Source organism: Pseudoalteromonas sp. Z9A6, assembly GCF_011378805.1.
Lineage (GTDB): Bacteria > Pseudomonadota > Gammaproteobacteria > Enterobacterales > Alteromonadaceae > Pseudoalteromonas > Pseudoalteromonas distincta.
Window position 1 is genome coordinate 94812 of record NZ_WTKZ01000006.1, and the last position, 24246, is coordinate 119057.

A 24246-nucleotide genomic window follows, 5' to 3' on the forward strand; every position below is an offset into this window, starting at 1 on the left:
GGCAAAACACATTTTTAATATTTGGTTAGAAATAGGCAACTATGGGCAAATCGCTAGTAATTGTAGAGTCACCTGCTAAGGCTAAAACAATTAATAAATATTTAGGTAATGACTTCATCGTAAAGTCCAGTATTGGGCATGTACGTGATTTACCTACTTCAGGTTCGAGCAAAGCTAAAGTGCCGGCAACTAAAACGCCAGCAGAAGTTCGCAAAATGGAACCTGAAGAGAAAGCAGCGTATAAAAAGCAACGAGATTATACTAACCTGGTCGCGCGTATGGGTATTGATCCTGAGCAAGGTTGGGAGCCGCATTATGAAATCCTGCCAGGTAAAGAGAAGGTTGTTCAAGAATTACAAAAGCTGGCTGAAAATGCAGATCAAATATACCTCGCAACGGATTTGGATAGAGAAGGGGAAGCAATTGCTTGGCACCTTCAAGAAATCATTGGCGGCGAACCTGAAAAGTATAAGCGCGTAGTTTTTAACGAGATTACCAAAAACGCAATACAGCAAGCTTTCGAAACACCTGGCGAGCTTAATACTGACATGGTTTACGCTCAGCAAACACGACGCTTTTTAGACCGTGTTGTAGGCTTTATGGTTTCTCCTTTGTTGTGGGCAAAAGTTGCACGTGGTCTATCTGCAGGACGAGTTCAGTCTGTTGCGGTACGCTTATTAGTTGAGCGTGAACGTGAAATTAAGGCATTTATCCCTGAAGAGTTTTGGGATATTCACGCTGATGTTAAGAATACTGAGTCTGAGTTACGCTTAGAAGTAACCAAACAAGCAGGAAAGGCATTTAAGCCTGTAAATGAAGCTCAGGCTAGCGCAGCTGTTAAAAGCCTTGAGAGTGCAGAATACAAAGTAATTAGCGTTGAAGAAAAACCAAGTAAAAGTCGCCCAAGTGCGCCATTAATTACTTCAACCATGCAACAAGCGGCAAGTACACGCCTAGGTTATGGCGTTAAAAAGACTATGATGCTCGCTCAGCGTTTGTATGAAGGCGGTTATATTACTTATATGCGTACCGATTCAACCAATCTTTCAAAAGATGCGGTTGAAATGTGTCGTGAGTATGTAACGAACGAGTTTGGTGCTAAATATTTACCAAAAGATCCAATTAACTATAGCTCTAAAGGCAATGCACAAGAAGCGCATGAGGCAATTCGTCCTTCAAGCGTTACTGTGTTGTCTGGTCATATCGAAGGCGTAGATGCCGATGCTAAAAAGCTGTATGAGCTAATTTGGCGTCAGTTTGTAGCGTGTCAAATGGTACCTGCTGAATACGACTTAACAACACTGACTGTTGCAGCTAACGATTTCCAGCTCAAAGCAAAAGGCCGCGTGCTTCGCTTTGATGGTTGGACAAAAGTACAACCTGCGGTGCGTAAAAAGAACGAAGAAGATCAATCACTGCCAGCTGTTAAAGAAGGTGAAATACTTACTTTAATAGAACTTGATCCTAAGCAGCATTTTACTAAGCCGCCAGCTCGCTTTAGTGAAGCTAGTTTAGTAAAAGAGCTTGAAAAGCGTGGTATTGGTCGTCCATCTACTTATGCGTCGATTATATCAACAATTCAAGATCGTGGTTATGTACGTGTAGAAAATCGCCGTTTCTTTGCTGAAAAAATGGGTGAAATTGTTACTGACCGCTTAGTTGAAAACTTCACTGATTTAATGAACTTTGATTTTACAGCTAAAATGGAAGGTCGTTTAGATGACATTGCTGAAGGCAAGCGTGTATGGACTCAAGTTTTAGATAAGTTTTATGCTGATTTTTCAACGCAACTAACTGTCGCTAAAGACGAGCCAGAGAATGGCGGCATGCGTCTTAATGAGATGGTTGAAACCGATATAGAATGTCCTACATGTAGCCGCAAAATGGGCATACGTACGGCTTCAACCGGTGTTTTCTTAGGGTGTACTGGTTACAGCCTTCCACCAAAAGAGCGTTGTACTACAACAATGAACTTAGTGTCGGGCGATGAAGCGGTTGCTGCTGATGTCGAAGACGTAGAAACCGAAAAATTAATGCAGATGAAGCGTTGTCCTATTTGTGAAACTGCAATGGACTCATACCTAATTGACGAAACCCGTAAACTACATGTGTGTGGTAATAACCCAGCATGTAAAGGGCATATAGTTGAAGAAGGTACCTTTAAAATTAAAGGCTACGACGGACCAATTATCGAATGTGATAAGTGCGGTTCTGACATGGAGCTTAAATCGGGTCGCTTTGGTAAGTACTTTGGTTGTAATAACGACGAGTGTAAGAACACACGTAAGTTACTTAAAAATGGCGAGGCTGCTCCACCAAAAGAAGATCCTGTTCACATTACTGAATTAGAGTGTGAAAAGTCAGATGCTTATTTTGTTTTACGTGATGGCGCTGCGGGTATATTTTTAGCCGCAAATACTTTTCCTAAGTCACGTGAAACACGTGCACCTAAGGTTGAAGAACTAAAACGCTTTAGAGACCGCATTTCGCCTAAGTTTTATTATTTAGCAGATGCACCAGCTAAAGATCCTGATGGTAATCTTGCTGTTGTACGCTATAGCCGTAAAAATAAATCTCAGTATGTTATGACTGAAGTTGACGGTAAAGCTACCGGCTGGACTGCTCATTATGAGGCAGGTAAATGGACAGAAGAAGCGAAGAAAAAAGCAGCGCCTAAAAAGAAAGCAGCTGCAAAAAAGGCACCAGCTAAAGCTAAGCCTAAAGCTAAGCCTAAAGCGAAAGCTAAAAAAGAAGATGAATAAGCTCGTTATTGCTTATTCATAGCTTTTGTAGATTTAAAAAGTCATAAAAAAACCGGAATGCACAGCTTGTGTCTATTCCGGTTTTTTTGTGCCTAGTTGAGTGCTTTCGCAACGGCTTTATTAGCAGTACATTCACCTAAGCGTGTTACCAATTTGATTAAAAACATGGTCATTTTAGCGTATTAAATAACTCAGTTACTGCGTTAAAAACTATTCATATATGACTGCATAGATGCAGACAGTAGGCATTGCAGGGAGCAGCTGCCGAGAACAAATATATGTCATGCTTTTTCGCTTAGCTATTGAGCTTTATTCTTAGCGCTATAATTGATCACTAATTAAATGTAATTGGTATAATTAAATCTTAACAGAAGATACTTTTTTATAGCCTTCAGATTCAAGCTCATCATTTACGCATTTTAATACGTAGGCATTTAGCTCTTCATTGCTTACGTCATCATCTTTAGCCCAGTTAACACACATTTCTGTGTATTCTTTTATCATTTCGGCTGAAGCTGTTGGCGCATCGTCTGCAACCGCGTAAGTCGCAGATACTGCAAATAGTGGTGCTACGATTAATGCTAGCAATGCTTTTTTCATTCGTTTATTCCTAAAAAAATGGTGTGATGACTGATTTATCCAGTTTAAAGTTAGGTATAAATCAGTAGTGCCCAATCCAGAACAACTCTGTTGGTATGTTGATTTTTAATCGAAATTGAAATAAAAGATAACGAAATTTTTTTATCGTGAGGATGAGTAATTTACTTGTCGGTTTTTAAACTTTAGTAAGTACAGCATTATCAGCTGGAGTAATATATTTAGTAGCTAAGAAAACTTGATTCTGCGCTTTATATTAATAACCTTTAGATTGTTTTAGGAAAAGTGATTTTTTAGGTTCAAAAATGAAATGGATAAGCGCCATTGTATATTTCTGCTATGAGGATATTTTAAATTTGTAATATCAGCCGTATTATTTGCTTTAACTGAATGTCTAAATGTTGAAACTAAAAGTCACTAGAATGCGTTAAATACAAAAAAGCCCAAGTGAATAGCTTGGGCTTTTTCGTGTGTAACGCGCTTACGTATACACTAAACGTAACTTTTGAGTCATTAACACTGAGCGTAAAAACATGCGTAAGGCTCAAGTATTGTGGTGCCTCGGTCTAACTTTGCGCTGTGGTGGCTAAGCTCGGTGTATTCTTTAACGATTGATGTTGGCATATCAATACTTGTTTGCTTAGCGCTGAGATTGAACATACAAAGCATTTTTTGCGTTCCAAGCGTTCTATAAAAAGCAAGCACAGGCTCAGGCGTTTCAATAAACTCAATATCACCCTCAAGTAAAACAGTTTGCTTTTTTCGCCACGCCATAAATTCACGGTAGGCGTTTAAAATTGAGTTGTTATCATCTGTTTGTATAGCTACTGATTGCTGCTTATGTGCATTATCAACGGGTAGCCAAGGTTTTACTTCACTAAAACCTGCATGAGATGAATCAGCTAGATCCCAAGGCATTGGTGTTCTACAGCCATCACGCCCTTTAAAATTAGGCCAAAATGTAATGCCGTATGGGTCTTGTAAATCTTCAAATGCCACACTTGCTTCACCCAGACCTAGCTCTTCACCTTGATACATACACACGCTGCCGCGAAGAGAAGCTAATAGGGCGGTTAGCATTTTACATTGTTGAGGGTTTACTTCGCCATTTTCGCTCCAGCGGCTCGCTACGCGCTCTACATCATGATTACTAAATGCCCAGCATGGCCAGCCTTCAGTCATACGTTGTTCTAGAGTTTGAACCGTAGTTCTAATATATTCACTTGAGTAATCATTTGTTAATAGCTCAAAGCTATAACCCATGTGCAGTTTGTCGCCACCTTGGGTGTACTGCGCCATTGTAGCTAATGAATCTTCTGATGAGATTTCGCCAAGCGATACAGTACCTGGGTATTTATTAAGTAATGTGCGAATATCTTGCATAAACTCAATATTTTCAGGCTGAGTATTATTGTAGTAATGGTACTGAAATGCATACGGATTATCTTCACTAAAACCACGACCCTGGCGCTTATCTTTTGGTTTAGCCGGATTATCACGTAATTGCGCGTCGTGATAGCAAAAATTAATTGCATCAAGCCTAAACCCATCAACGCCTTTTTTAAGCCAAAACTCAACATTATTAAGCACAGCTTTTCGAACATCTGGGTTATGAAAGTTAAGATCCGGTTGTTCGGTTAAAAAATTATGTAGGTAGTATTGCCCGCGACGAGGCTCCCACTGCCAAGCACCACCACCAAAAATAGACAGCCAATTATTAGGTGCTGTGCCGTCATCTTTGGCTTCAGCCCAAACATACCAATCCGCTTTATCGTTATTTTGATTTTCGCGGCTATCTGTAAACCATTGGTGTTGATCTGATGTATGGCTTAGTACTTGGTCAATTATAATTTTAATATTGCGATCATGGGCTTGGCTAATAAGTTCATCAAAATCGTTTAAATCACCAAAAAGCGGGTCAATGTCACGGTAGTCACTAATATCGTAGCCAAAGTCTTTCATTGGCGATTTGAAAAAAGGTGAAATCCAAATTGCATCAACGCCTAAGCTTTTAATGTAATCAATACGATTAATAATCCCTTTTAAATCACCAATACCATCGTTGTTGCTATCTTGAAAGCTACGCGGATAAACTTGATAAATCACCGCACCTTTATACCACTGCTTTTGGGTCATGCTTTTCTCCGTCATTCTACACAGTATTTAGACTATTCTTTATTGTGATTACGATTAATCACGTTATTTGCAAAAAGCATACGTGAAGCCTTTAATCCTGTAAAAAGTCTGCATACGTATGCACTAAAAATAATGCAATAAATTTATTAAAAATAAGTGGTTAGAGTGGCTTTAGTAGCGTTCATTTTGCGTATCTATTGTTTACCAATTACGTCAGTCATTGATTTATTAGTTAAATTGAATCTAACAGATTGTACTGTAAGGGAAATATATCCCAGGATCTATATTAAATGGTCTGACCAATTTAACGCTTGGTAAATGTGGAATAATTTAAACGTTATTTGACAGTGATAATTAACTTCACCTTGTTTACATTTAAGTAAAAGTGCCATTAAGTTTCAATAGAATTGATTTGACTATTGATGTTTGTCTTGTGTTTTTTATCTACTTTATTACTAATAAAATCAATTGGTTAAAAATAAACGTGTGTAATATGTGTTAATGTTAGGCTACATTGAAATTGTTGAATACGTATGCATAAAGTTGTTAATAAAATAAATCTGGCGTTAATATTCATCCTGACAACAAAATTAGCTCGCCTTGTTTAACTATCACTTAAACATTGAACGCGGGTATCACAATATGGGTAACGGGAAAACATTATGTCTATGTTCAAACCAAGTATATTAACTTTGGCATTAACAGCTGCAGGCTTATCGAGCTTTGCTACACAGGCTGCTCAAGAAGATACAATAAAAAAAGATGATGTAGAAGTTATCGAAGTTAAAGGCTTTCGTGGCAGTGTGGTTGAGTCTATTAACACAAAACGCTTCTCTACACAGGTTGTAGAATCTATATCGGCTGAAGATATTGGCAAATTGCCAGATTCTTCAATTGCTGAATCGATTGCGCGTTTACCCGGTTTAACAGCTCAGCGCTTAGACGGCCGAGCAAGTCGTGTCTCTATTCGTGGTTTTGGCGAGAATGAAAGTGGCACAACGTTTAATGGTCGTGAACAAGTATCGATTGGTGATAACCGTGGTGTAGAGTTTGACCTTTACCCATCAGAAATAATGAGCGGTGTAACTGTTTATAAAACGCCAAATGCAAGTATTGATGCTGAGGGTATTGCTGGTGTTATTAATATGCAAACAGTTCGTCCACTAAGTAAAGGCGAACGTGTTGTGCAAGTAAATGGGCAGTATGAGCAAACCAGCTTTGGTAAATTAAACCCTGACGGCAACGACGACGGTTACCGAGGCACTATTTCATACATTGACCAATTTGCAGACGATACCATTGGTGTTGCATTTGCACTAAACACCATGAGTTCACCAAACCAAGAAAAACGTTGGAACTCGTGGGGTTACCCAGAAAGAGAAGTAGATGGCCAAACATATTCAATTTTAGGTGGTGCTAAACCATTTGTACGTTCATCTACACTTGAACGTGACTCAGCAATGCTTGTTTTAGAAGCGGCGCCCACAGATAAACTAAATATGACGTTTGATGCATTGTATGTAGATTTTACAGATGAAAAAATCTTACGTGGTATTGAAGTTCCATTTGCATGGGGCCAAGGCTCAATTGACCCTGCAAGCGTAGTTGTAGATGGCGCAAGCGGCTTTGTTACCAGTGCGGTAACAAATGGCCAGCGCGTAATTGTGCGTAACGATTACGAAGAACGTGAAGCAGAATTAACCGCATTTGGTTTTAATACTAAATACGATATTGACGATTCATGGTCAGTTGAGTTTGATGCAAGTTACTCGCAAGTAGACCGTAAAATTTGGAGCCTTGAAAGTTATTCGGGCACAGGTCGCGGTGATACGCGTGGTGTTGCAGATAACCTAGGTTATACTTTTGATGGTGGTAATACTGGTGCTACGTTTACTCACGATTTAGATTACAGTGATTACAGCTTAATTCAGTTAGGTGGACCTCTTTCTTGGGGCTCAAACAAGGCGTTGAATAATAAGTATGGCTTAATTGATGCAGATGGAAATGATATTTCTGGTTATAAAGATCAGGCACAAGATGGTTTCATTAATGCACCAACCATTGAAGATGAACTATCTACATTAAAGCTGGCGGCATCTAAAGTATTAGAAAACGAATACTTCAGCTCAATTGAATTTGGTATGTCTTATAAAGAGCGCGAAAAAACAAAAGATTCGCAAGGCTTTTATATGACATTATCAGGATTTTCGCTTGCTAACCCAGGCATGCTAACTGTTCCAGAGCAATACCGGATGGGAAGTGTTGACCTAGGCTTTATTGGAATGGGTGACATGATTGCCTACGATGTTAATGGGTTAGTGAATGATGGTTATTATGCTTTAGTAGACCAAAGTTTAGCTGATACAAGTCACTTAACTAAATCGTGGACAGTAAAAGAAGAAATTACCTCAGCGTTTGTGCAAGCTAATATTAATGCAGAAATAAATGGCTTAGCATTAACAGGTAATGTGGGGGTACGTTACGTTAATACCGATCAGTCTTCACAAAGTAACGCTTTTAATATGGATGACGATGGTAATATATTTGTAACTCCTACAGATATTAGTCACGATTATTCACATGTACTACCAAGCTTAAACTTATCACTTGCGATTGATGAGCAACAAACGATACGTTTTGGTGCTGCTAAAACAATTTCTCGTGCACGCTTAGATGAAATGAATTCATCAGTTAATGCATCATATAATCAAACACCAGATGAAAATGGAAACTATTGGTCTGTATCGGGTGGTAATCCTAGTCTAGAGCCTAAAGAAGCAACAGGCTACGATTTTACTTACGAGAATTACTTTAGTGATGAGGGTTACTTCTCTGCAGCGTTTTTCTATAAAGATTTAACTCAGTGGATTTTTGACGGCACGTATGCAATTGATATGTCAGGTGTAGCTGACCCTTCAACAGGTGAAGTTCCTGCAACATCATCAGGTACAGGCAGCGGTAAAATAAATGGCGGCGGTGGCGATTTATATGGTTACGAGCTTTCACTAGCGTTACCATTTAAAATATTCCATCCATCTCTTGAAGGTTTTGGTTTAATTGCCAGCCATACTGGTATTGAGTCTGATATTGAAGATCAAAACGGTAACGATTACGAGCTACCAGGTCTTTCGGATAAAATTCAAAGCTTAACAGTTTACTACGAAATGCATGGTATGCAATTACGTACCAGTATGCGCAAACGCAGTGCCTTTAAAGGTGATGTATATGGTTTAGGTTTTAACACTGAACAAGTTGATATTTTAGGTGAAACTATTTGGGATGTTCAAGCAGGTTATGACTTCTCTGAGGCCGGCATTGAAAGCCTTGAAGGTTTATCTGTTCAGTTTCAAGTACAAAACTTAACTGAAGAACCGTTTACGTCACTTTCTGGCGATAATGCTCTACAAGTACGTGACTACCAAGATTACGGTCGTACTTACTTGTTAGGCTTTAGTTACAAGCTATAATAAAAGTTGTGTGTAGAAGCCCTTGTGATTTGTTTTACAAGGGCTTTTTTATAGCTAGTTTATCAAACACTGATTAATACCAATTCGCTTAATTAAGTTTATTGAGCGCTGTATTAAAGCGTGGGCAATAATATGAAACCAATAAAACATGTCGTAATTGCAGGCGGTGGTACCGCAGGGTGGATAACAGCAGCACTGCTTAATAAAGTGTTAGGTAAAGTAATTAATATCACACTAATAGAATCATCAGCTATTGGTACGGTAGGAGTGGGTGAAGCAACGATACCGCCCATTATTCAACTTAATAACGCGCTGGGTATAAACGAGCAAGATTTTATTAATGCCACTAATGCTTCAATAAAATTAGGTATAGAGTTCGAAAACTGGAAAACGCCAGGGCATAGCTACATGCATGCGTTTGGCTCGTTAGGTAAAGATTTTCCCTTTTATAATTTTTGGTTAAAAGGCCAAGTTACGGGCTGCGAAGACGAACTATGGGATTTTTCACTCAATTACCAAGTGGCTAAACAGCATAAATTTGCACCCCTCAATACAATTCCTAATACCCAACTACCTGGGCTGAGTTACGCATATCATTTTGATGCGACGCTTTACGCTGAATACTTAAAAAAGTTGGCTATATCGCGCGGTGTTAAACACATAGATGCAAAAATAAGCCATGTTGAACAATGCGATACAGGCAATGTTAAAAGCCTAACACTTGATAACGACAGTCAAATTAGTGGGGATTTATTTATAGATTGCACCGGGCTGCGTGCACTATTAATTGAACAAACACTAAATACAGGTTTTATTGATTGGTCTCATTACTTACCATGCGATAGTGCAGTAGCCGTACAAACAAAAAGTACTCATGAGCTTAAGCCCTACACGCGATCTATTGCACATAGTGCTGGTTGGCAATGGCAAATACCACTGCAAAATCGTATTGGTAATGGCCTTGTTTATTGCAGTAGATACTTGTCAGATGATGATGCTAAGCAGTTACGGCTAAAAAGCTTACCCGCTGAGCCAATTACAGAGCCCCGTATTATAAAATTCAAAACAGGTCGGCGTTTAAAGCAATGGCATAAAAATGTGGTGTCGGTTGGCCTCTCAAGTGGTTTTTTAGAGCCGCTAGAGTCAACCAGTATTCATTTAATTCAAACTGCGGTTACGCGTTTAATTAAGCTATTTCCACACAACGGTATTAGTGATGCGTTAGTAACGGAGTTTAATAAACAAAGCGTTATTGAATTAGAGCACATACGTGATTTTATTATTTTGCATTATAAACTCACCGAGCGAGAAGACTCCCCGTTTTGGCGTCAATGCATGCAAATGGATATACCAAATTCCCTTACCCATAAACTGAATTTATTTAAACACACAGGCAAAGTAATACGTGAAGATGATGAACTATTCGCCGAAGTTGCTTGGCAGCAAGTCATGATAGGGCAAGGGCTTATCCCTGATGACTATAACAGTATTGTTGATTCACTAAGTGATGATCAACTGAGCGATTTATTCTCTACTTTAAAAACGTTGATCAGCTCAACTGTAACGCAATTACCAACTCACCAGAATTTTTTAGCCAGCATTAAAAAGGTATAATAATGCGATTTTTAAACACACTTTTACTAGTAAGCGCATGTAGCTTACCAAGCTTTAGTTATGCACTTAATGTAGAGCCTGCCAATTGGTGGGTAGGCATGAATAAAAATAACATTACAGTACTCGTGCATGAGCAAAATATAGCTAACGAAGAATTTAAATTAGATCAGTATAAAGGGGTTGAACTTAATAACGTAACACGCACTGACAACCCTAATTATGCTTTTCTACATTTAAATATTAGCGATAACGCTAAAGCGGGAACGCTTCAATTTAAGAGTAGCGATCCAGTACATAGCTTTGAATTTCCTTTACTTACCCGAGATAAACACAGCGCGCAACGTCAAGGTTTCACAAATGCAGATGCTTTATATTTAATTAACCCAGATCGCTTTGTAAATGGTGATGAAAAAAACGATACAGTTAGAGGTATGCTAGAGAGTGAAAATACAAGCTTTAAAGGCGGGCGACATGGCGGTGATATTCAAGGTGTAATTAATGCACTGCCGTATTTAAATAAACTAGGCGTGACACAGCTTTGGCTAACACCTGTGCTTGAAAACAACATGCCAGATTACTCTTATCATGGTTACGCGATTACAGACTTTTACAACGTTGATCCGCGAATGGGATCAAATAATTTATACAAAACGTTATCAATAAAGGCTAAAGAGCAGGGCATTGGACTTGTTATGGATATGGTGCTTAATCACTTTGGTGCTGAGCACCCGTGGATGAAGGATAAACCAACTCAAGATTGGATTAACTTTAATGGGCAGTTTGAAAATGGCAAAAATGCCACAAGCCATGCGCGCCAAACAATTCAAGATCCACACGCAAGTAACTACGATAAACGCCAATTTAGCGATGGTTGGTTTGTCGCTAGCATGCCCGATTTAAACCAGCGCCAACCATTATTAAATGAGTATTTAATTCAAAATGCAATTTGGTGGATTGAATACGCAGATTTAAGCGGTATTCGTGTAGATACCTATTCTTATTCAGATAAAGCGTTTTTAAGTGATTGGACCAAGGCCATTATGGATGAATACCCACACTTTAATATTGTTGGCGAAGAGTGGACTTCAAACCCTGCAATAGCGTCGTATTGGCAGCGCGGTAAAGTAAATCAAGATGGGTATGTGTCAAGCTTACCCAGTGTGATGGACTTTTCGTTGCAAGAGGCGGTAATTCGAGCTTTAAATGAAGATGAAAGTTGGAGCACAGGCTGGGTTAAAGTATATCAGTCATTAGCTAACGATTTTTTATACCCAGACACCAATAACATTATGGTGTTTGCTGATAACCACGATATGAGCCGTTTATATACGGAATTTGGGCAAGACTTAGCTAAAACTAAAATGGCGATGACTTTGTTTTTAACAACGCGCGGCATTGCTCAAATATATTATGGAACCGAAATATTATTGGATAATACGCCGAGTAAAGATCATGGTGATATACGCATTGATTTTCCAGGTGGGTTCAAAAATCAAAACGCTAATGCGTTTACTGGAGTCGGGTTAAGTAAAAATCAGCGCGATATGCACAAGACTATAAGCACGCTACTTAACTTTAGAAAGCAAAGCCCGGCACTTACAAAGGGTAAGCTCGTTCATTTCAGTCCGAACAATGGTGTTTATAGTTATGTTCGCGTTAGTGATACGCAAACAGTATTAGTTTTTATGAATAAAAACAAAGTAACACAAAAGCATAATCTTGATTACATGCAAGAAGTTATACCAAAAAATGCCAATGTGCAGGCATTATTCACACAACACACTTTTAAACTAACTAACAGTATTAACTTAGAGCCAATGACTGCTACGGTATTAGTGATTAATACGCCGTGAATGTTTAAGTGAATACGTATGCAGCAACTGTATGGTTGCTGCAGATATCTTTAGTATAAAGCTATAACACTACTGACAAAAAGACACACAATGAAAAAATCAGTTTATGTACCCGCATTACTGTGTAGCGCACTTATAACAAGTGCGTGCTCAGACAATAATGAAACCGAACAACAGCAAGCGCCTAAACAGACGCAAAATGAGTTAACAAAGCCTGTTGTATACCAAGTATTTACACGCTTATTTGGTAACACACAGACCGCGAATGTGCCCTGGGGTACAAAAGAGCAAAATGGCGTAGGTAAATTTACCGACTTTAACGATGCTGCACTTAAAGGTATTAAAGAATTGGGTACGACCCATGTTTGGTATACCGGTGTTTTACATCATGCGCTAGTGGGCGATTATACCGAGTATGGGATTACGCAAGACGACCCTGATGTAGTTAAAGGCCGTGCAGGTTCACCTTATGCAATAAAAGATTACTACGACGTAAACCCAGATTTAGCCATAAATGTGACTAATAGAATGGGTGAGTTTAGTGATCTGATTGAGCGCACTCATGAGCATGGCATGAAAGTGGTTATAGATATTGTACCTAACCATGTGGCTCGTAATTATAAATCAGTAGCAAAACCCAAAGGAATAAAAGACTTTGGTGAGCAAGACGACACCAGCAAAGAGTACGATAAAAATAATAACTTTTATTATGTACCAGGTCAGTCTTTTCAGGTTCCAACATCACAAAGCTATACAGTTTTAGGGGGTAATACTCACCCTTTAGCTGACGGTTTTTTTGATGAAACGCCAGCGAAATGGACGGGGAATGGCGCGCGTGCACCCAAGCCAGATATTAACGATTGGTACGAAACCGTAAGAGTGAATTATGGCGTTAAGCCTGATGGCAGCTATGACTTTCCTGTATTACCTAAAGAGTTAGAAAACCAAGATTATCGCGCTCATTATGCGTTTTGGCAAAATAAGGAACTGCCTAATAGCTGGTATAAATTTAGAGATATCACTCTTTACTGGCTTGATAAAGGCGTTGATGGTTTTAGGTACGATATGGCCGAAATGGTGCCGGTTGAATTTTGGAGCTTTTTAAATTCATCAATAAAAATGCAAAAGCCCGATGCGTTTTTATTGGCTGAAGTTTACAACCCACAAATGTACAGAGCGTATATTCAGCAAGGAAAAATGGATTACTTGTATGACAAAGTCGGCTTTTACGACACATTAAAAGCCATTATGCAGGGTAAGCAAGCGGCTAATACTATTTTTGCAGCCCAAAGCCAAGTGGCTGATATTGAAGCGCACATGCTGCACTTTTTAGAAAATCACGACGAACAACGCATTGCTAGTCCTGATTTTGCAGGTGATGCACGCTGGGGGAAACCAGCAATGGTCGTTTCTAGCTTAATGAGTCGCGCACCTACTTTATTATATTTTGCCCAAGATGTGGGGGAGGACGGATCTGAAAACGCAGGTTTTGGCACATCTACTCGCACCAGTATTTTTGACTATATTGGTGTACCAGCGCATCAAGCATGGATGAACAACGGCAAATTCGACGGCGCTAACTTATCGAGCGAGCAAGCATCACTTCGTGATTATTATAAATCAATAATGGCTCTTAATAGTTTACCCGCTGTTGTAGGTGGAACCATGTCAGAGCTTTCACTTAGCAATAGCGAACGCGTTGTTGGTTTTGTACGCTCGCTGGGACAGCAATCTATTTATGTTTTTAGTAATTTTAGTGAGGAGCCACAAACGGTATTAATTAATTTAACACCAGAGCAAGCAAATACCTTTGAGCGAAATAAACCGCTACACGACTTACTTGAACAAAATACGGTAAAGATCATCACTGACAAAGAAGTTACAAAGCTTATGCTTTCGCTAGATGCATTTAGTAGCGCAGTTTTAACTAATAAGGCTAATCATGAATAATCAAAATAATAATTATGACAGCAACAAACCAAATCTAAGTTTTTGGCAAATATGGAATATGTGCTTTGGCTTTTTAGGTATTCAATTTGGTTTTGCACTACAAAACGGCAATGTGAGCCGTATTTTTCAAACCCTAGGCGCACAAGTGGATGATATTCCTATTTTATGGGTTGCAGCACCGCTAACGGGCTTAATAGTGCAACCAATAATTGGTTATTGGAGTGATAAAACATGGGGGCGTTTTGGTCGTCGTCGTCCATTCTTTTTCATAGGGGCGGTACTTACTACTATCTCACTCTTTATCATGCCGCATTCACCAACTCTTTGGATTGCTGCAGGTATGTTATGGATTATGGATGCCTCAATCAATGTCACTATGGAACCTTTTAGAGCACTTGTAGGCGATAACCTGCCAGAAAAACAACGTGCTACGGGCTATGGCTTGCAAAGCTTTTTTATTGGTATTGGTGCGGTATTAGCCTCAGCGCTACCATGGATGATGACCAATTGGTTTGACGTAAGTAATACCGCTGCGCCAGGGCAAATCCCTGAATCTGTTAAATATTCATTTTATTGGGGTGGGGTCGTATTGCTAGTCGCAGTTCTTTGGACAGTTATGCGAACCAAAGAATATAGCCCTGAGCAATTAGCTGCTTTTGAAAACCACACTGCCAAGCCGACTAACACCGCATTAGTAGATATCAACTTCAATAAAGGTGCCATTATTTTTGTGGTGCTAGGTTTAGCAACCCTTGCATTAGTAATGGGTTTATCGCTTGAAAAAGAGTTATACCTACTTGCTGGTGGCTTACTAGCGTTTGGTATTGTGCAGTGGATAGCAAGCGCATTAAAGGCTGCTAACAAAATACAAGGCGGTTTTTACCAAGTAGTACAAGATGTATTTACCATGCCAGAGGCAATGAAGCAGCTTGCTTGGGTGCAGTTTTTTAGCTGGTTTACGTTGTTTGCTATGTGGATATACACCACAGCCGCAGTAACAAGCTTTCATTACGGCAGCAGTGATGCAACAAGTAAAGCCTTTAACGATGGGGCTGATTGGGTCGGTATTTTATTTGCAGCTTACAATGGCTTTGCGGCTATTGCCGCTATGTGTATTCCATTCTTAGTTAAAAAGATGGGCTTAAAAGGCGCGCATTGCTTTAACTTATTACTAGGCGCATTGGGCCTTGGCAGCTTTATGTTTATTCAAGACCCTAAGATGTTACTTATACCTATGATTGGGGTGGGGTTTGCGTGGGCGTCTATTTTATCGCTTCCTTATGCAATGTTAAGTAATGCACTACCGAGTAACAAAATGGGCGTGTATATGGGTATTTTTAACTTCTTTATTGTTATACCGCAATTGCTTGCCGCTAGTATTTTAGGGCTTATTTTACGCCACGTATTTTCTAATCAGCCTATTTACGCATTATTAATTGGTGCTGCATCATTCGTTGTTGCTGCAATTGCTGTAATGCGCGTTAAAAATTCAAACTAAGGGTCACACAATGAAAAAATATAACCTTATTACCACCGCTCTTTTAACTTTGGGTTTAACAGCCTGTGGTGCACAAAATACGAATAACAAAAATATTGGCGCTGCAGTTTCAGCAGCTCCTGGCGCACCAGGTGCTGAAGCATATTGGGCTTACGCGGGTAAAACCGGAATTGGTACTTCTTTTGAGCAATACCAAAACGGCCAATATAATAACAACGCTGCGACAGGTGAAGTATCAAAAGTATGGTTTTCAATTGCTAAAGGTATGATCACCGAAACTATGTTTGGACTCATTCACCAAGCTCAAATTAAAGATATGCAGTTTGTAGTAACCGGTAAAGATTTTACAGTCACTGAAGCTGACGACTTAGACGTTACAATTGATTACTTACATAAAGACGATAAAGGCAGACCACTATCGCTTGCTTACAAAGTAACAAGTACAGATAAGAAAGGGCGTTTTACCCTCGAAAAACACATATTCACCGACCCTGACGGACAAACATTGTTTGTACGCAGTATTTTTAATACATCACTTAAAGGCGTGAAAGCGTATGTTGCTGTTAACCCTTATATAAACAACAACGGCTTAGGTGATTTTGCAAAAACCTCTGAGCAAGGCTTAGTAGCATGGGAAGATGATAATTTTTTAACGTTGCAATCATCTACGCCATTCAAAATGCAAAGTGTAGGCTTTACAGGTGTGAGCGATGGCATCACCTCACTTAAAAAACAACACACACTAAGCAAAAAATATTCAAACACAGGCGATAAGGCCGGTAACGTCACTCTGCTGGCAGAGCTTGGTAATATCGATAGTAATACCACATTTGATTTAGCACTAAGCTTTGGTAAAACGCAGCAACAAAGCCAGCAACAAGGTGCACAGAGCTTATATAAAGGTTATCAAAATGTGCTTGACGCCTACAACGGTAAAGGTGAATCGCTAGGCTGGGAAGATTATTTACAAAGCCTTGAGCCATTAAATACAATGGTTAAGCAAACAGCCGATGAAGGTAAACTACTTTATACCAGTGCAATGGTACTAAAAGCGCAAGAAGACAAAACTAATGCAGGTGCGCTCATTGCCTCACTTTCTAATCCTTGGGGTGAAACTGTTTCAGCCAAAGAGGGTTCTACTGGTTACAAAGCGGTATGGGTTCGTGACTTTTATCAAGTAGCGATGGCATTTATGGCCTTAGGCGATACAGCGACTGCAAAAACGGCCTTCGAATACCTTGAAAAAGTACAAGTTACTAACAAAACTCCCGGTAACAATGGTGATACTGGATGGTTTTTACAAAAAACACATGTTGATGGTGAACTTGAATGGGTAGGGGTACAGCTAGATCAAACGGCTATGCCGATTATGCTTGCGTGGAAGTTACATCAAGCAAACGTACTAAGTGATAACGAACTTAAAGATTGGTACGCACGCATGCTAAAACCGGCAGCTGACTTTTTAGTTGATGGCGGAAGAGCTAAAATTTTATGGAACGACATGCAAATCACTCCACCCGCAACACAGCAAGAGCGCTGGGAAGAGCAAAGTGGTTATTCTCCCTCTACAACGGCTGCCGTTGTTGCTGGCCTTATAACAGCCAATGACATAGCAACACTCAGTGGTGATACTCAAAATGCAGATCGTTATTTAGCAACGGCTAAAAAGTACAACAGTGATATAGAATCGCAAATGTTTACCACCGAAGGTAATTTAAAAGGTGATAGCACCGATGGCGAGTATTTTATTCGTATAGGTCAAGACACCGACGCTAACTCTAATACTAAAATTAACGCCAACAATGGCCGTGAAGGTTTTAACAAAAAGCAGATTTTAGACGGTGGTTTTTTAGAATTAGTCCGCTATGGAGTAAGAAGTGCCAACGATTCAAGTATAGTTAAAACCCTGCCTGAGTATGACGACGAAACGCTTGAAGATAACTTACAAGTTAAATACAGCTTTAACTTTACCGATGGTAGCGGCACATTTGTAGGCTATCGCCGTTATGGCAACGACGGTTACGGCGAAGATGTAACCACAGGTACTAATTACGCCGAAAGCGGGAGCAACACGCCAGGCCAACGTGGTCGTGTATGGCCATTTTTTACAGGCGAACGCGGACACTATGAAATAGCGGCCGCAAACGCAAATAATACGCTAGATGATGCAAAACAAGCGGACATTAAAAATAGTTACGTAAAAGGGCTAGAGCAATTTGCTAATAGCGGAATGATGCTACCTGAGCAAGTATGGGATGGCGTGGGTGTAAATAAAGCAGGTTATGCGTTAGGCGAGGGTACAAACTCAGCAACACCTCTAGCTTGGACACATGCAGAATACATTAAGCTTGTACGCTCACTCAGTGATAAACAAGTTTGGGATTATTACCCTGTAGTTGCCGAGTCTCTTAATTAGGTTTTATAAAATTACGAAATATGAAAAAAGCTTCTATTTGAAGCTTTTTTTTAATTAAAATTAATTTTTTTTTGCAATAATGTGGGCTGAGATAAATCTGCTTTGAATATTTATGCTAACTAATCTCTATTATATGTTCTAGAAAGTCATAACTTATTTGTGTGATTTCTGTTTCTTCTTTAGATTTAGAGTCCTTTTTTGCTGATCCTAGTCTGTGTTTTTTGATGCTGTTTATTAGTCACGTAGATAAGTATGCATATTGGGGTTTGTGAATAATATGTTTACTATTCTATTTTTGGGTTTTATCTTTGTTTTTCTGTTAATTTATTGTTTTTGTTGACGGTTTTTCTGTTAATTTCAGTCGCATTTTGTTTGCAAGTTTGTTTTTGTTGTGTTATAAATTTGTTTCCCCTTATAGATTAAGGGGGATTAAATACTTTAAATAAGTAACCGTTATATAAAGTATTTGATGAAATACATAAAAAATAAAAATCTAATTATCTAGGGATAAATCAAAAATGAACCATAATTTTTCTAAGACATTTAAACGCTCATTCACTGCTGCAGCAGTTGCAATGACGTTAAGTGCGGCAATGCCAGCAATGGCGGATAACGTTAATGGCGCTATCAAAGGTAGCTTAACTGCTCAGTCAGGTGTTTCATTAGCGGGTGCATCAATAACAATAACAGATGACACGAAAGGCTATTCAAAAACGCTTATTGCAGATTCGAACGGCGAGTTCGATCTAAAACAGGTACCAGTTGGTAAATATAATATTGTCGTTTCTCAAGCTGGTTTTGACCAAGCTCAAGTTAAAGATGTTGTTATAGGAGTTGGTAAAACAGCTCTTATTGAAATTCCACTAACTACAGGTAATATCGAAAGAATTGCTGTTGTAGGTGGTTCTATTCGCGCAATAGATGTTTCTGCATCAGAATCTTCATTAAATATTAGCTCTGAAGAACTAGCGCTACTACCAATATCTCGCTCAGTAACTTCAGTAGCATTGCTTGCGCCTGGCGCAACTGAAGGGGACAGTCGTTTTGGCGACCAAGCTTCATTTGGTGGTGCTTCTGTAGCTGAAAATGCTTATTACGTGAATGGTCTAAATATGACTAATTTCCGTAATGGTCTTGGCGGTGCAACAATCCCATTCACAGCGTACGATAGCTTCCAAGTTAAAACAGGTGGTTATTCTGCAGAATTCGGGCGTACCACTGGTGGATTAATCTCATCAGTTACTAAGTCTGGTTCTAATGATTTTCACTTTGGTGTTGAAACGATTTATTCGTCTGACTCATTAAGTGAGCAAGCTCCTAATTCACTTTATAAACAAAATGATCGTTGTGAAGACGCTGATGGGCATTGTATTGGTGATTTATATGTTAATAACCAAGACGACTATGACAACTCATTTGAAACAAGTATTTATGCTTCAGGTGCGATAATTGAAGATACATTATTTTTCTATGGTATTTACACTGCAAGAGATAATGACTACGAATATGGTAATGCATCTCAAACAGATTTAACAGTTGAAAAAGATGATGACCCATATTACCTAGCACGCTTTGACTGGAATATTAACGAAGATCATCAACTAATGCTTTGGGGCTTTAGTGACAAACGCACTTATTCAGAAAAAACAATTTCAGATCCTCAAGGAAATGGTAATTATACTGTAGATGGTGGCACAGCTTATCATAAGCGAGGCGGAGAAAGTTTTGCAGTTCGCTATACTGGTAACCTTACAGATGATCTAAGTATGTCAGCAATGTTTGGCCAAGTTAAGTTTTCAGAAACTGATTACTCAGACTTCGATGATTGTCCTACAGGTTATGATGCCGATTTAGGTGAGGATACTACATGTTATGTAAACTTTACCGTTGGTGAAAATGAAGATAAACGCGAGCAATTGCGAGTTGACTTTGATTACTACCTAAACGATGAGCATACGTTAAGATTTGGCTATGATTCTGAAACTAATACAGCTGATTCAACAACACAAAACTCTGGTGGCGTTTACTACTATTATCGTACATATGAAGAAGGCGCAAGGCTGGCTAATGGTTATGTCTTACCTGAAGAAATGAAGACAACACGTGTACGCGATTATAAAAATGGCGGTTCGTTTGAAGTAGAAAACTGGGCTATTTATATTGAAGATCAATGGTCAGTTACTGAAGATTTAACATTAACATTAGGCCTCCGTAATGATAGCTTTACTAACTACAATGCAGATGGCGAAGAGTTTGTTTCTATTGATAACCAAATTGCTCCTCGTATAGGTGGTTCTTGGGATATTAATGGAGATGGCGATAGTAAGTTGTTCTTCACTGCTGGTCGTTATTATCTACCAGTAGCAGCTAATACAAATATTCGTTTAGCTGGTGCAGAAACGTATATCCAAACTTGGTACGCCTATGAAGGGTTAAATGCTGACGGTACCCCTGTTGGTTTAGGTACTCAGCTAGGTGATCCTGCTATTTCTAATGGTGGTGACGGTACTGCAAAACCATCAAATACCTTATCTGATAAAGATCTTGAACCTATGTATAACGATGAGTATATGATTGGTTATCAAGCAGCAATTAATGATGATTGGTCTTGGGGAGTCAAGGCTACTTACCGTGTTTTAGGTAATCAAATTGATGATGGTTCTTATATCTTTAGTGATGAAAATGGTGAATATTTAGGTGAAAACTGGTTCTTATTTAACCCTGGTAATGGCGCTACTTTCAATTTCGATCTTGATGGTGACGGCACCACTGAAGAATATAGCTTTAGTGCAGAAGAGTTAGGTTATCCGGATGCTAAGCGTAAATATGCATCAGTTGATTTAACATTAGAGAAAACATGGGATCAGGTTTGGTCTTTAAAAGCGCTATACACATGGTCTCACAACTATGGTAATACAGAAGGTTTTGTTAAATCTGATAATGGTCAAGATGATGCAGGTCTTACGCAAGATTGGGATTACCCTTATTTAATGGATGGTGCTAATGGTAATCTACCTGCAGATCGTCGTCATAACATTAAAATTTATGGTGCTTTTGCTGTTACAGAAGACTTCTTAATTGGTGCTAATGTTAATATCGCATCTGGACGTCCTTGGACTGCTTTAGGTCAAGGTTATACTCCAGACCCTGATAAATACGTATACGGTGATACTTACTACGTAGGTGACAAACGTTTCCCTCGTGGCAGCATGGGTACTACACCATGGACAGCACGCTTAGATCTTAACTTTACTTATAACCTTCGCTTTAACGATCAGAAAGTTCGTTTAGCTATGGATGTATTTAACGTATTTGATGCTTCTACTGAAACTCGTTACGACGAAGCTGCAGAAATAGCTGCTGGCGATGGAAATGCTACGTTTGGTTTAGCTCAGTCTTACCAGTCTCCTCGTAGAATTCAATTATCTGCGTCTTACGATTTTTAATAACTTGTTAGTATGAGTTAAAAGTTGTTTAATAAAAGCCTCGTTAGAGGCTTTTTTTATATCTAAATTTTGAATTTTTATGAGATATGAATAGATCAGAAAGAAAAGTGAAATGAATAGATAAAAATATACTGAATAAATTAGTGTCGTTGTAACTTCCAATTAAAACCGTTTATAAATTCTACTTTATTTTATCAGCCCGGCTCAGCTTGAACTTCTAGGAATGAGAATAGGAGGCAACAGGGTGCTTTGAACTTCTTCACCACGTATCAGTTTTAATAGGTTCTCTACTAACATTTGCCCAGCAATAGTGGTGTTTTGTTCTATTGTAGTTAGGGGGGGGTTTACATAACTTGCAATGGCTATATTATCAAAGCCGACTACCGCAACATCTTTCGGCACGTTGATATTTGCTTCTTTAAGTGCGCGTATAGCCCCAATAGCAATTAAGTCACTTGCAGCAAATAAGGCGTTAAATTTAATATTATTAGCAATTAGTGAGCGTGTTGCGTGATAGCCAGATTCTTCAGTAGAGATAGCATTAGCCATTTTACGCTCATTTATTTTAACGTTGTTAGCCAATAGCTCATCTTTAAAACCCTGAAAACGACTAAAAAATTCGGGGCTGTGATCAGAGGCGTCACCAATAAAAGCGCAATCAGTTCTGCTATGCGCAATAAAGTGCTCAGCGGCGAGCTTACCGCCACCGTAGTTATCACAACAAACAGTTAAATCGGGACGGTTATCTACCGTTGCACCCCAGCAAACAAACTTAGTGTTTTGTTCAAGTAAGGTGTTAAATTTTGGTTGGTAATCAATGTAATCGCCATACCCGAGTAAAATAATGCCATCAGCTCTGTGGCTGTCTTCGTAGTCTGCTTGCCAATCAGCACTGGCCGATTGAAATGAAACTAATAAATCGTAACCTTCTTTAGCGCAAGCACGGGTAATACTGCCAAGCATGGCTAAAAAGAAAGGATTTATTTGGGACTCGTCAGAAGTGGGATCTTCAAACAACAATAATGCAAGCGTACTACTTTGTTGAGTGCGAAGGTTACTCGCATTTTTATCAACTTTATAATTAAGCTTTTTGGCTATATCGAAAACACGCTTGCGTGTTTCTTCATTAACAAGGTGGCTGTTACGTAAAGCGCGAGATACAGTCGATTGAGATACCCCTGCATAGTGGGCAATATCAAATGAGGTAGCTTTACCTTTCATTGTTACAACTTAATTAAATTGATAAATAATTGTGTCATTTTCGTTTATTGATGAATAATTTCAAGCTTTTTGTGAATTAACGTATATTTTTATTGATAAACTCCTGACACCGGTGTCATAATGTCAGTGTTTTATCATTTTGTTGTCAAAACGTATTCGCTGTCTATATCTTTATAGGCAGCATTTTTTACTGTGATAGCTACTTTGAGGTGATAGCTCAAAGTATAAATAACAATGGTACACCATTGTAAAATAATAAGCATGAGTCGCTTAACAAAAGAGATAATACTATGAGCCCAAACGCTTCTGCCCAATTTGATCCCATCTTAGTTGCTGATGTCGGCGGCACTAATGCCCGCTTTGCTTTAATAACTGCTTTTAATGAACAGACTAACCAATTTATAATAGAGCACATTAATATTTTTCCTAGTGCCAATTTTGGTTCTCTTGAAAGTGCGCTCGAGCAATATTTACAAACAGTCCCACATATTGCACCCAAACGCGCATGTTTAGCCGTTGCAGGGCCAATAAAAGCCGGGCAAGTGCATTTAACCAATTTAGGTTGGCATTTTAGCGTCAGTGAATTTAAAACTCATTTTGATTTACAACAACTTGAAGTCATTAATGATTTTGCTGCCTTTGCTTACGCTGCCCCTTACTTAGATCCTAAACAAAATGTCATTGTTAAATCAGGTCAAGCTGATGATAACGCAAACATTGGTGTTATAGGTCCAGGTACTGGTTTTGGTGCCGCGTGCTTAGTTAGAACGTCTCAATCTACCGCAGTGCTAAGTTCAGAAGGGGGGCATATATCACTTGCACCTGTTAATGAACTCGATACTTTATTATTAAATGAGTTACGTAAAGATCATCCCCATGTTTCTATCGAAACAGTTTTTTCAGGTCCTGGCATAACGCATTTATACAAAGCAATGTCTGCGGTTAAGGGTGTAACAGCTAAAAATTTAGATGCCGCACAAATTAGCAGCCTTGCAAATAGTGGTGAATGTGATGTGTGTGATGCAACCTTAAACCAGTTTTGTGATTGGATTGGCAGTGTTGCCGGTGATTTAGCGGTTGTTTATGGCGCGTTAGGTGGATTATTTATTGGCGGTGGAATACTACCTCGTATGCAAGCGAGACTTCTTGAGAGTCGTTTTGTTGAACGATTTTCGCAAAAGGGTATTATGTCGCAGTACGCAGGACAAATCCCTGTAACACTCGTAACACAAGACAACATACCGCTTATTGGCGCTGCTGCGTGTTTACACAATAGCAAATAGGGC

Annotated in this window: 12 protein-coding genes; 9 read left to right on the forward strand and 3 right to left on the reverse strand. The window is 39.1% G+C overall.

The window, feature by feature from the left end:
• Positions 1-41 precede the first annotated feature (41 nt).
• On the forward strand, positions 42-2762 hold the full coding sequence (gene topA, locus GQR53_RS04025) for a type I DNA topoisomerase (protein WP_165742945.1): 2721 nt from the start codon (positions 42-44) through the stop codon (positions 2760-2762).
• Positions 2763-3119: 357 nt separating this feature from the next.
• Here the strand turns inward: topA and GQR53_RS04030 are convergent, their stop codons facing one another.
• Both GQR53_RS04030 and GQR53_RS04035 read right to left on the reverse strand, forming a co-directional pair.
• Entirely contained in the window at positions 3120-3362 is a 243-nt protein-coding gene (locus tag GQR53_RS04030) for a hypothetical protein (protein ID WP_002959734.1), read from the reverse strand.
• Between the two features lie 510 nt (positions 3363-3872).
• Positions 3873-5495, reverse strand: coding sequence for an alpha-glucosidase family protein (locus tag GQR53_RS04035; RefSeq protein ID WP_165742946.1), 1623 nt, complete (start codon positions 5493-5495; stop codon positions 3873-3875).
• Between the two features lie 662 nt (positions 5496-6157).
• On the opposite strand from GQR53_RS04035, the gene GQR53_RS04040 reads away from it, so the two are divergent.
• The 7 genes from GQR53_RS04040 (at position 6158) to GQR53_RS04070 (ending at position 21739) form a co-directional block, all read left to right on the forward strand.
• Positions 6158-8962, forward strand: a complete 2805-nt coding sequence (locus GQR53_RS04040) for a TonB-dependent receptor (RefSeq protein WP_165742947.1) — start codon at positions 6158-6160, stop codon at positions 8960-8962.
• A gap of 132 nt (positions 8963-9094) precedes the next feature.
• The gene (locus GQR53_RS04045; protein WP_165742948.1) at positions 9095-10576 is read left to right on the forward strand and encodes a tryptophan halogenase family protein; all 1482 of its coding nucleotides are present in this window, start codon (positions 9095-9097) and stop codon (positions 10574-10576) included.
• A 2-nt stretch (positions 10577-10578) separates the two neighbouring features.
• Positions 10579-12429, forward strand: coding sequence for a glycoside hydrolase family 13 protein (locus GQR53_RS04050; protein ID WP_165742949.1), 1851 nt, complete (start codon positions 10579-10581; stop codon positions 12427-12429).
• Between the two features lie 90 nt (positions 12430-12519).
• Positions 12520-14379 carry an alpha-amylase family glycosyl hydrolase gene (locus GQR53_RS04055; protein ID WP_165742950.1) on the forward strand — a complete coding sequence of 620 codons (1860 nt, stop codon included), beginning with the start codon at positions 12520-12522 and terminating at the stop codon, positions 14377-14379.
• Positions 14372-15877 carry an MFS transporter gene (locus GQR53_RS04060; RefSeq protein WP_165742951.1) on the forward strand — a complete coding sequence of 502 codons (1506 nt, stop codon included), beginning with the start codon at positions 14372-14374 and terminating at the stop codon, positions 15875-15877. Before GQR53_RS04055 ends, GQR53_RS04060 begins: the two co-directional genes overlap by 8 nt.
• Before the next feature lie 10 nt (positions 15878-15887).
• On the forward strand, positions 15888-18293 hold the full coding sequence (locus GQR53_RS04065) for a glucan 1,4-alpha-glucosidase (protein WP_165742952.1): 2406 nt from the start codon (positions 15888-15890) through the stop codon (positions 18291-18293).
• Positions 18294-18811: 518 nt separating this feature from the next.
• Positions 18812-21739, forward strand: coding sequence for a TonB-dependent receptor (locus GQR53_RS04070; RefSeq protein WP_165742953.1), 2928 nt, complete (start codon positions 18812-18814; stop codon positions 21737-21739).
• Positions 21740-21943: 204 nt separating this feature from the next.
• On the opposite strand, the gene GQR53_RS04075 is transcribed toward GQR53_RS04070, so the two are convergent.
• Positions 21944-22960 carry a LacI family DNA-binding transcriptional regulator gene (locus GQR53_RS04075; protein ID WP_024603984.1) on the reverse strand — a complete coding sequence of 339 codons (1017 nt, stop codon included), beginning with the start codon at positions 22958-22960 and terminating at the stop codon, positions 21944-21946.
• A 290-nt stretch (positions 22961-23250) separates the two neighbouring features.
• On the opposite strand from GQR53_RS04075, the gene glk reads away from it, so the two are divergent.
• Positions 23251-24243: a glucokinase gene (gene glk, locus GQR53_RS04080; RefSeq protein ID WP_002959751.1), complete on the forward strand. Its 993-nt coding sequence runs from the start codon at positions 23251-23253 to the stop codon at positions 24241-24243.
• Positions 24244-24246 lie beyond the last annotated feature (3 nt).

What these genes read in the sequence shown, in the direction of transcription:
- topA (WP_165742945.1), top strand. Translation starts at nt 42, where the DNA reads ATGGGCAAATCGCTAGTAATTGTAGAGTCACCTGCTAAGGCTAAAACA.
- GQR53_RS04030 (WP_002959734.1), bottom strand. Translation starts at nt 3,362, where the DNA reads ATGAAAAAAGCATTGCTAGCATTAATCGTAGCACCACTATTTGCAGTA.
- GQR53_RS04035 (WP_165742946.1), bottom strand. Translation starts at nt 5,495, where the DNA reads ATGACCCAAAAGCAGTGGTATAAAGGTGCGGTGATTTATCAAGTTTAT.
- GQR53_RS04040 (WP_165742947.1), top strand. Translation starts at nt 6,158, where the DNA reads ATGTCTATGTTCAAACCAAGTATATTAACTTTGGCATTAACAGCTGCA.
- GQR53_RS04045 (WP_165742948.1), top strand. Translation starts at nt 9,095, where the DNA reads ATGAAACCAATAAAACATGTCGTAATTGCAGGCGGTGGTACCGCAGGG.
- GQR53_RS04050 (WP_165742949.1), top strand. Translation starts at nt 10,579, where the DNA reads ATGCGATTTTTAAACACACTTTTACTAGTAAGCGCATGTAGCTTACCA.
- GQR53_RS04055 (WP_165742950.1), top strand. Translation starts at nt 12,520, where the DNA reads ATGAAAAAATCAGTTTATGTACCCGCATTACTGTGTAGCGCACTTATA.
- GQR53_RS04060 (WP_165742951.1), top strand. Translation starts at nt 14,372, where the DNA reads ATGAATAATCAAAATAATAATTATGACAGCAACAAACCAAATCTAAGT.
- GQR53_RS04065 (WP_165742952.1), top strand. Translation starts at nt 15,888, where the DNA reads ATGAAAAAATATAACCTTATTACCACCGCTCTTTTAACTTTGGGTTTA.
- GQR53_RS04070 (WP_165742953.1), top strand. Translation starts at nt 18,812, where the DNA reads ATGAACCATAATTTTTCTAAGACATTTAAACGCTCATTCACTGCTGCA.
- GQR53_RS04075 (WP_024603984.1), bottom strand. Translation starts at nt 22,960, where the DNA reads ATGAAAGGTAAAGCTACCTCATTTGATATTGCCCACTATGCAGGGGTA.
- glk (WP_002959751.1), top strand. Translation starts at nt 23,251, where the DNA reads ATGAGCCCAAACGCTTCTGCCCAATTTGATCCCATCTTAGTTGCTGAT.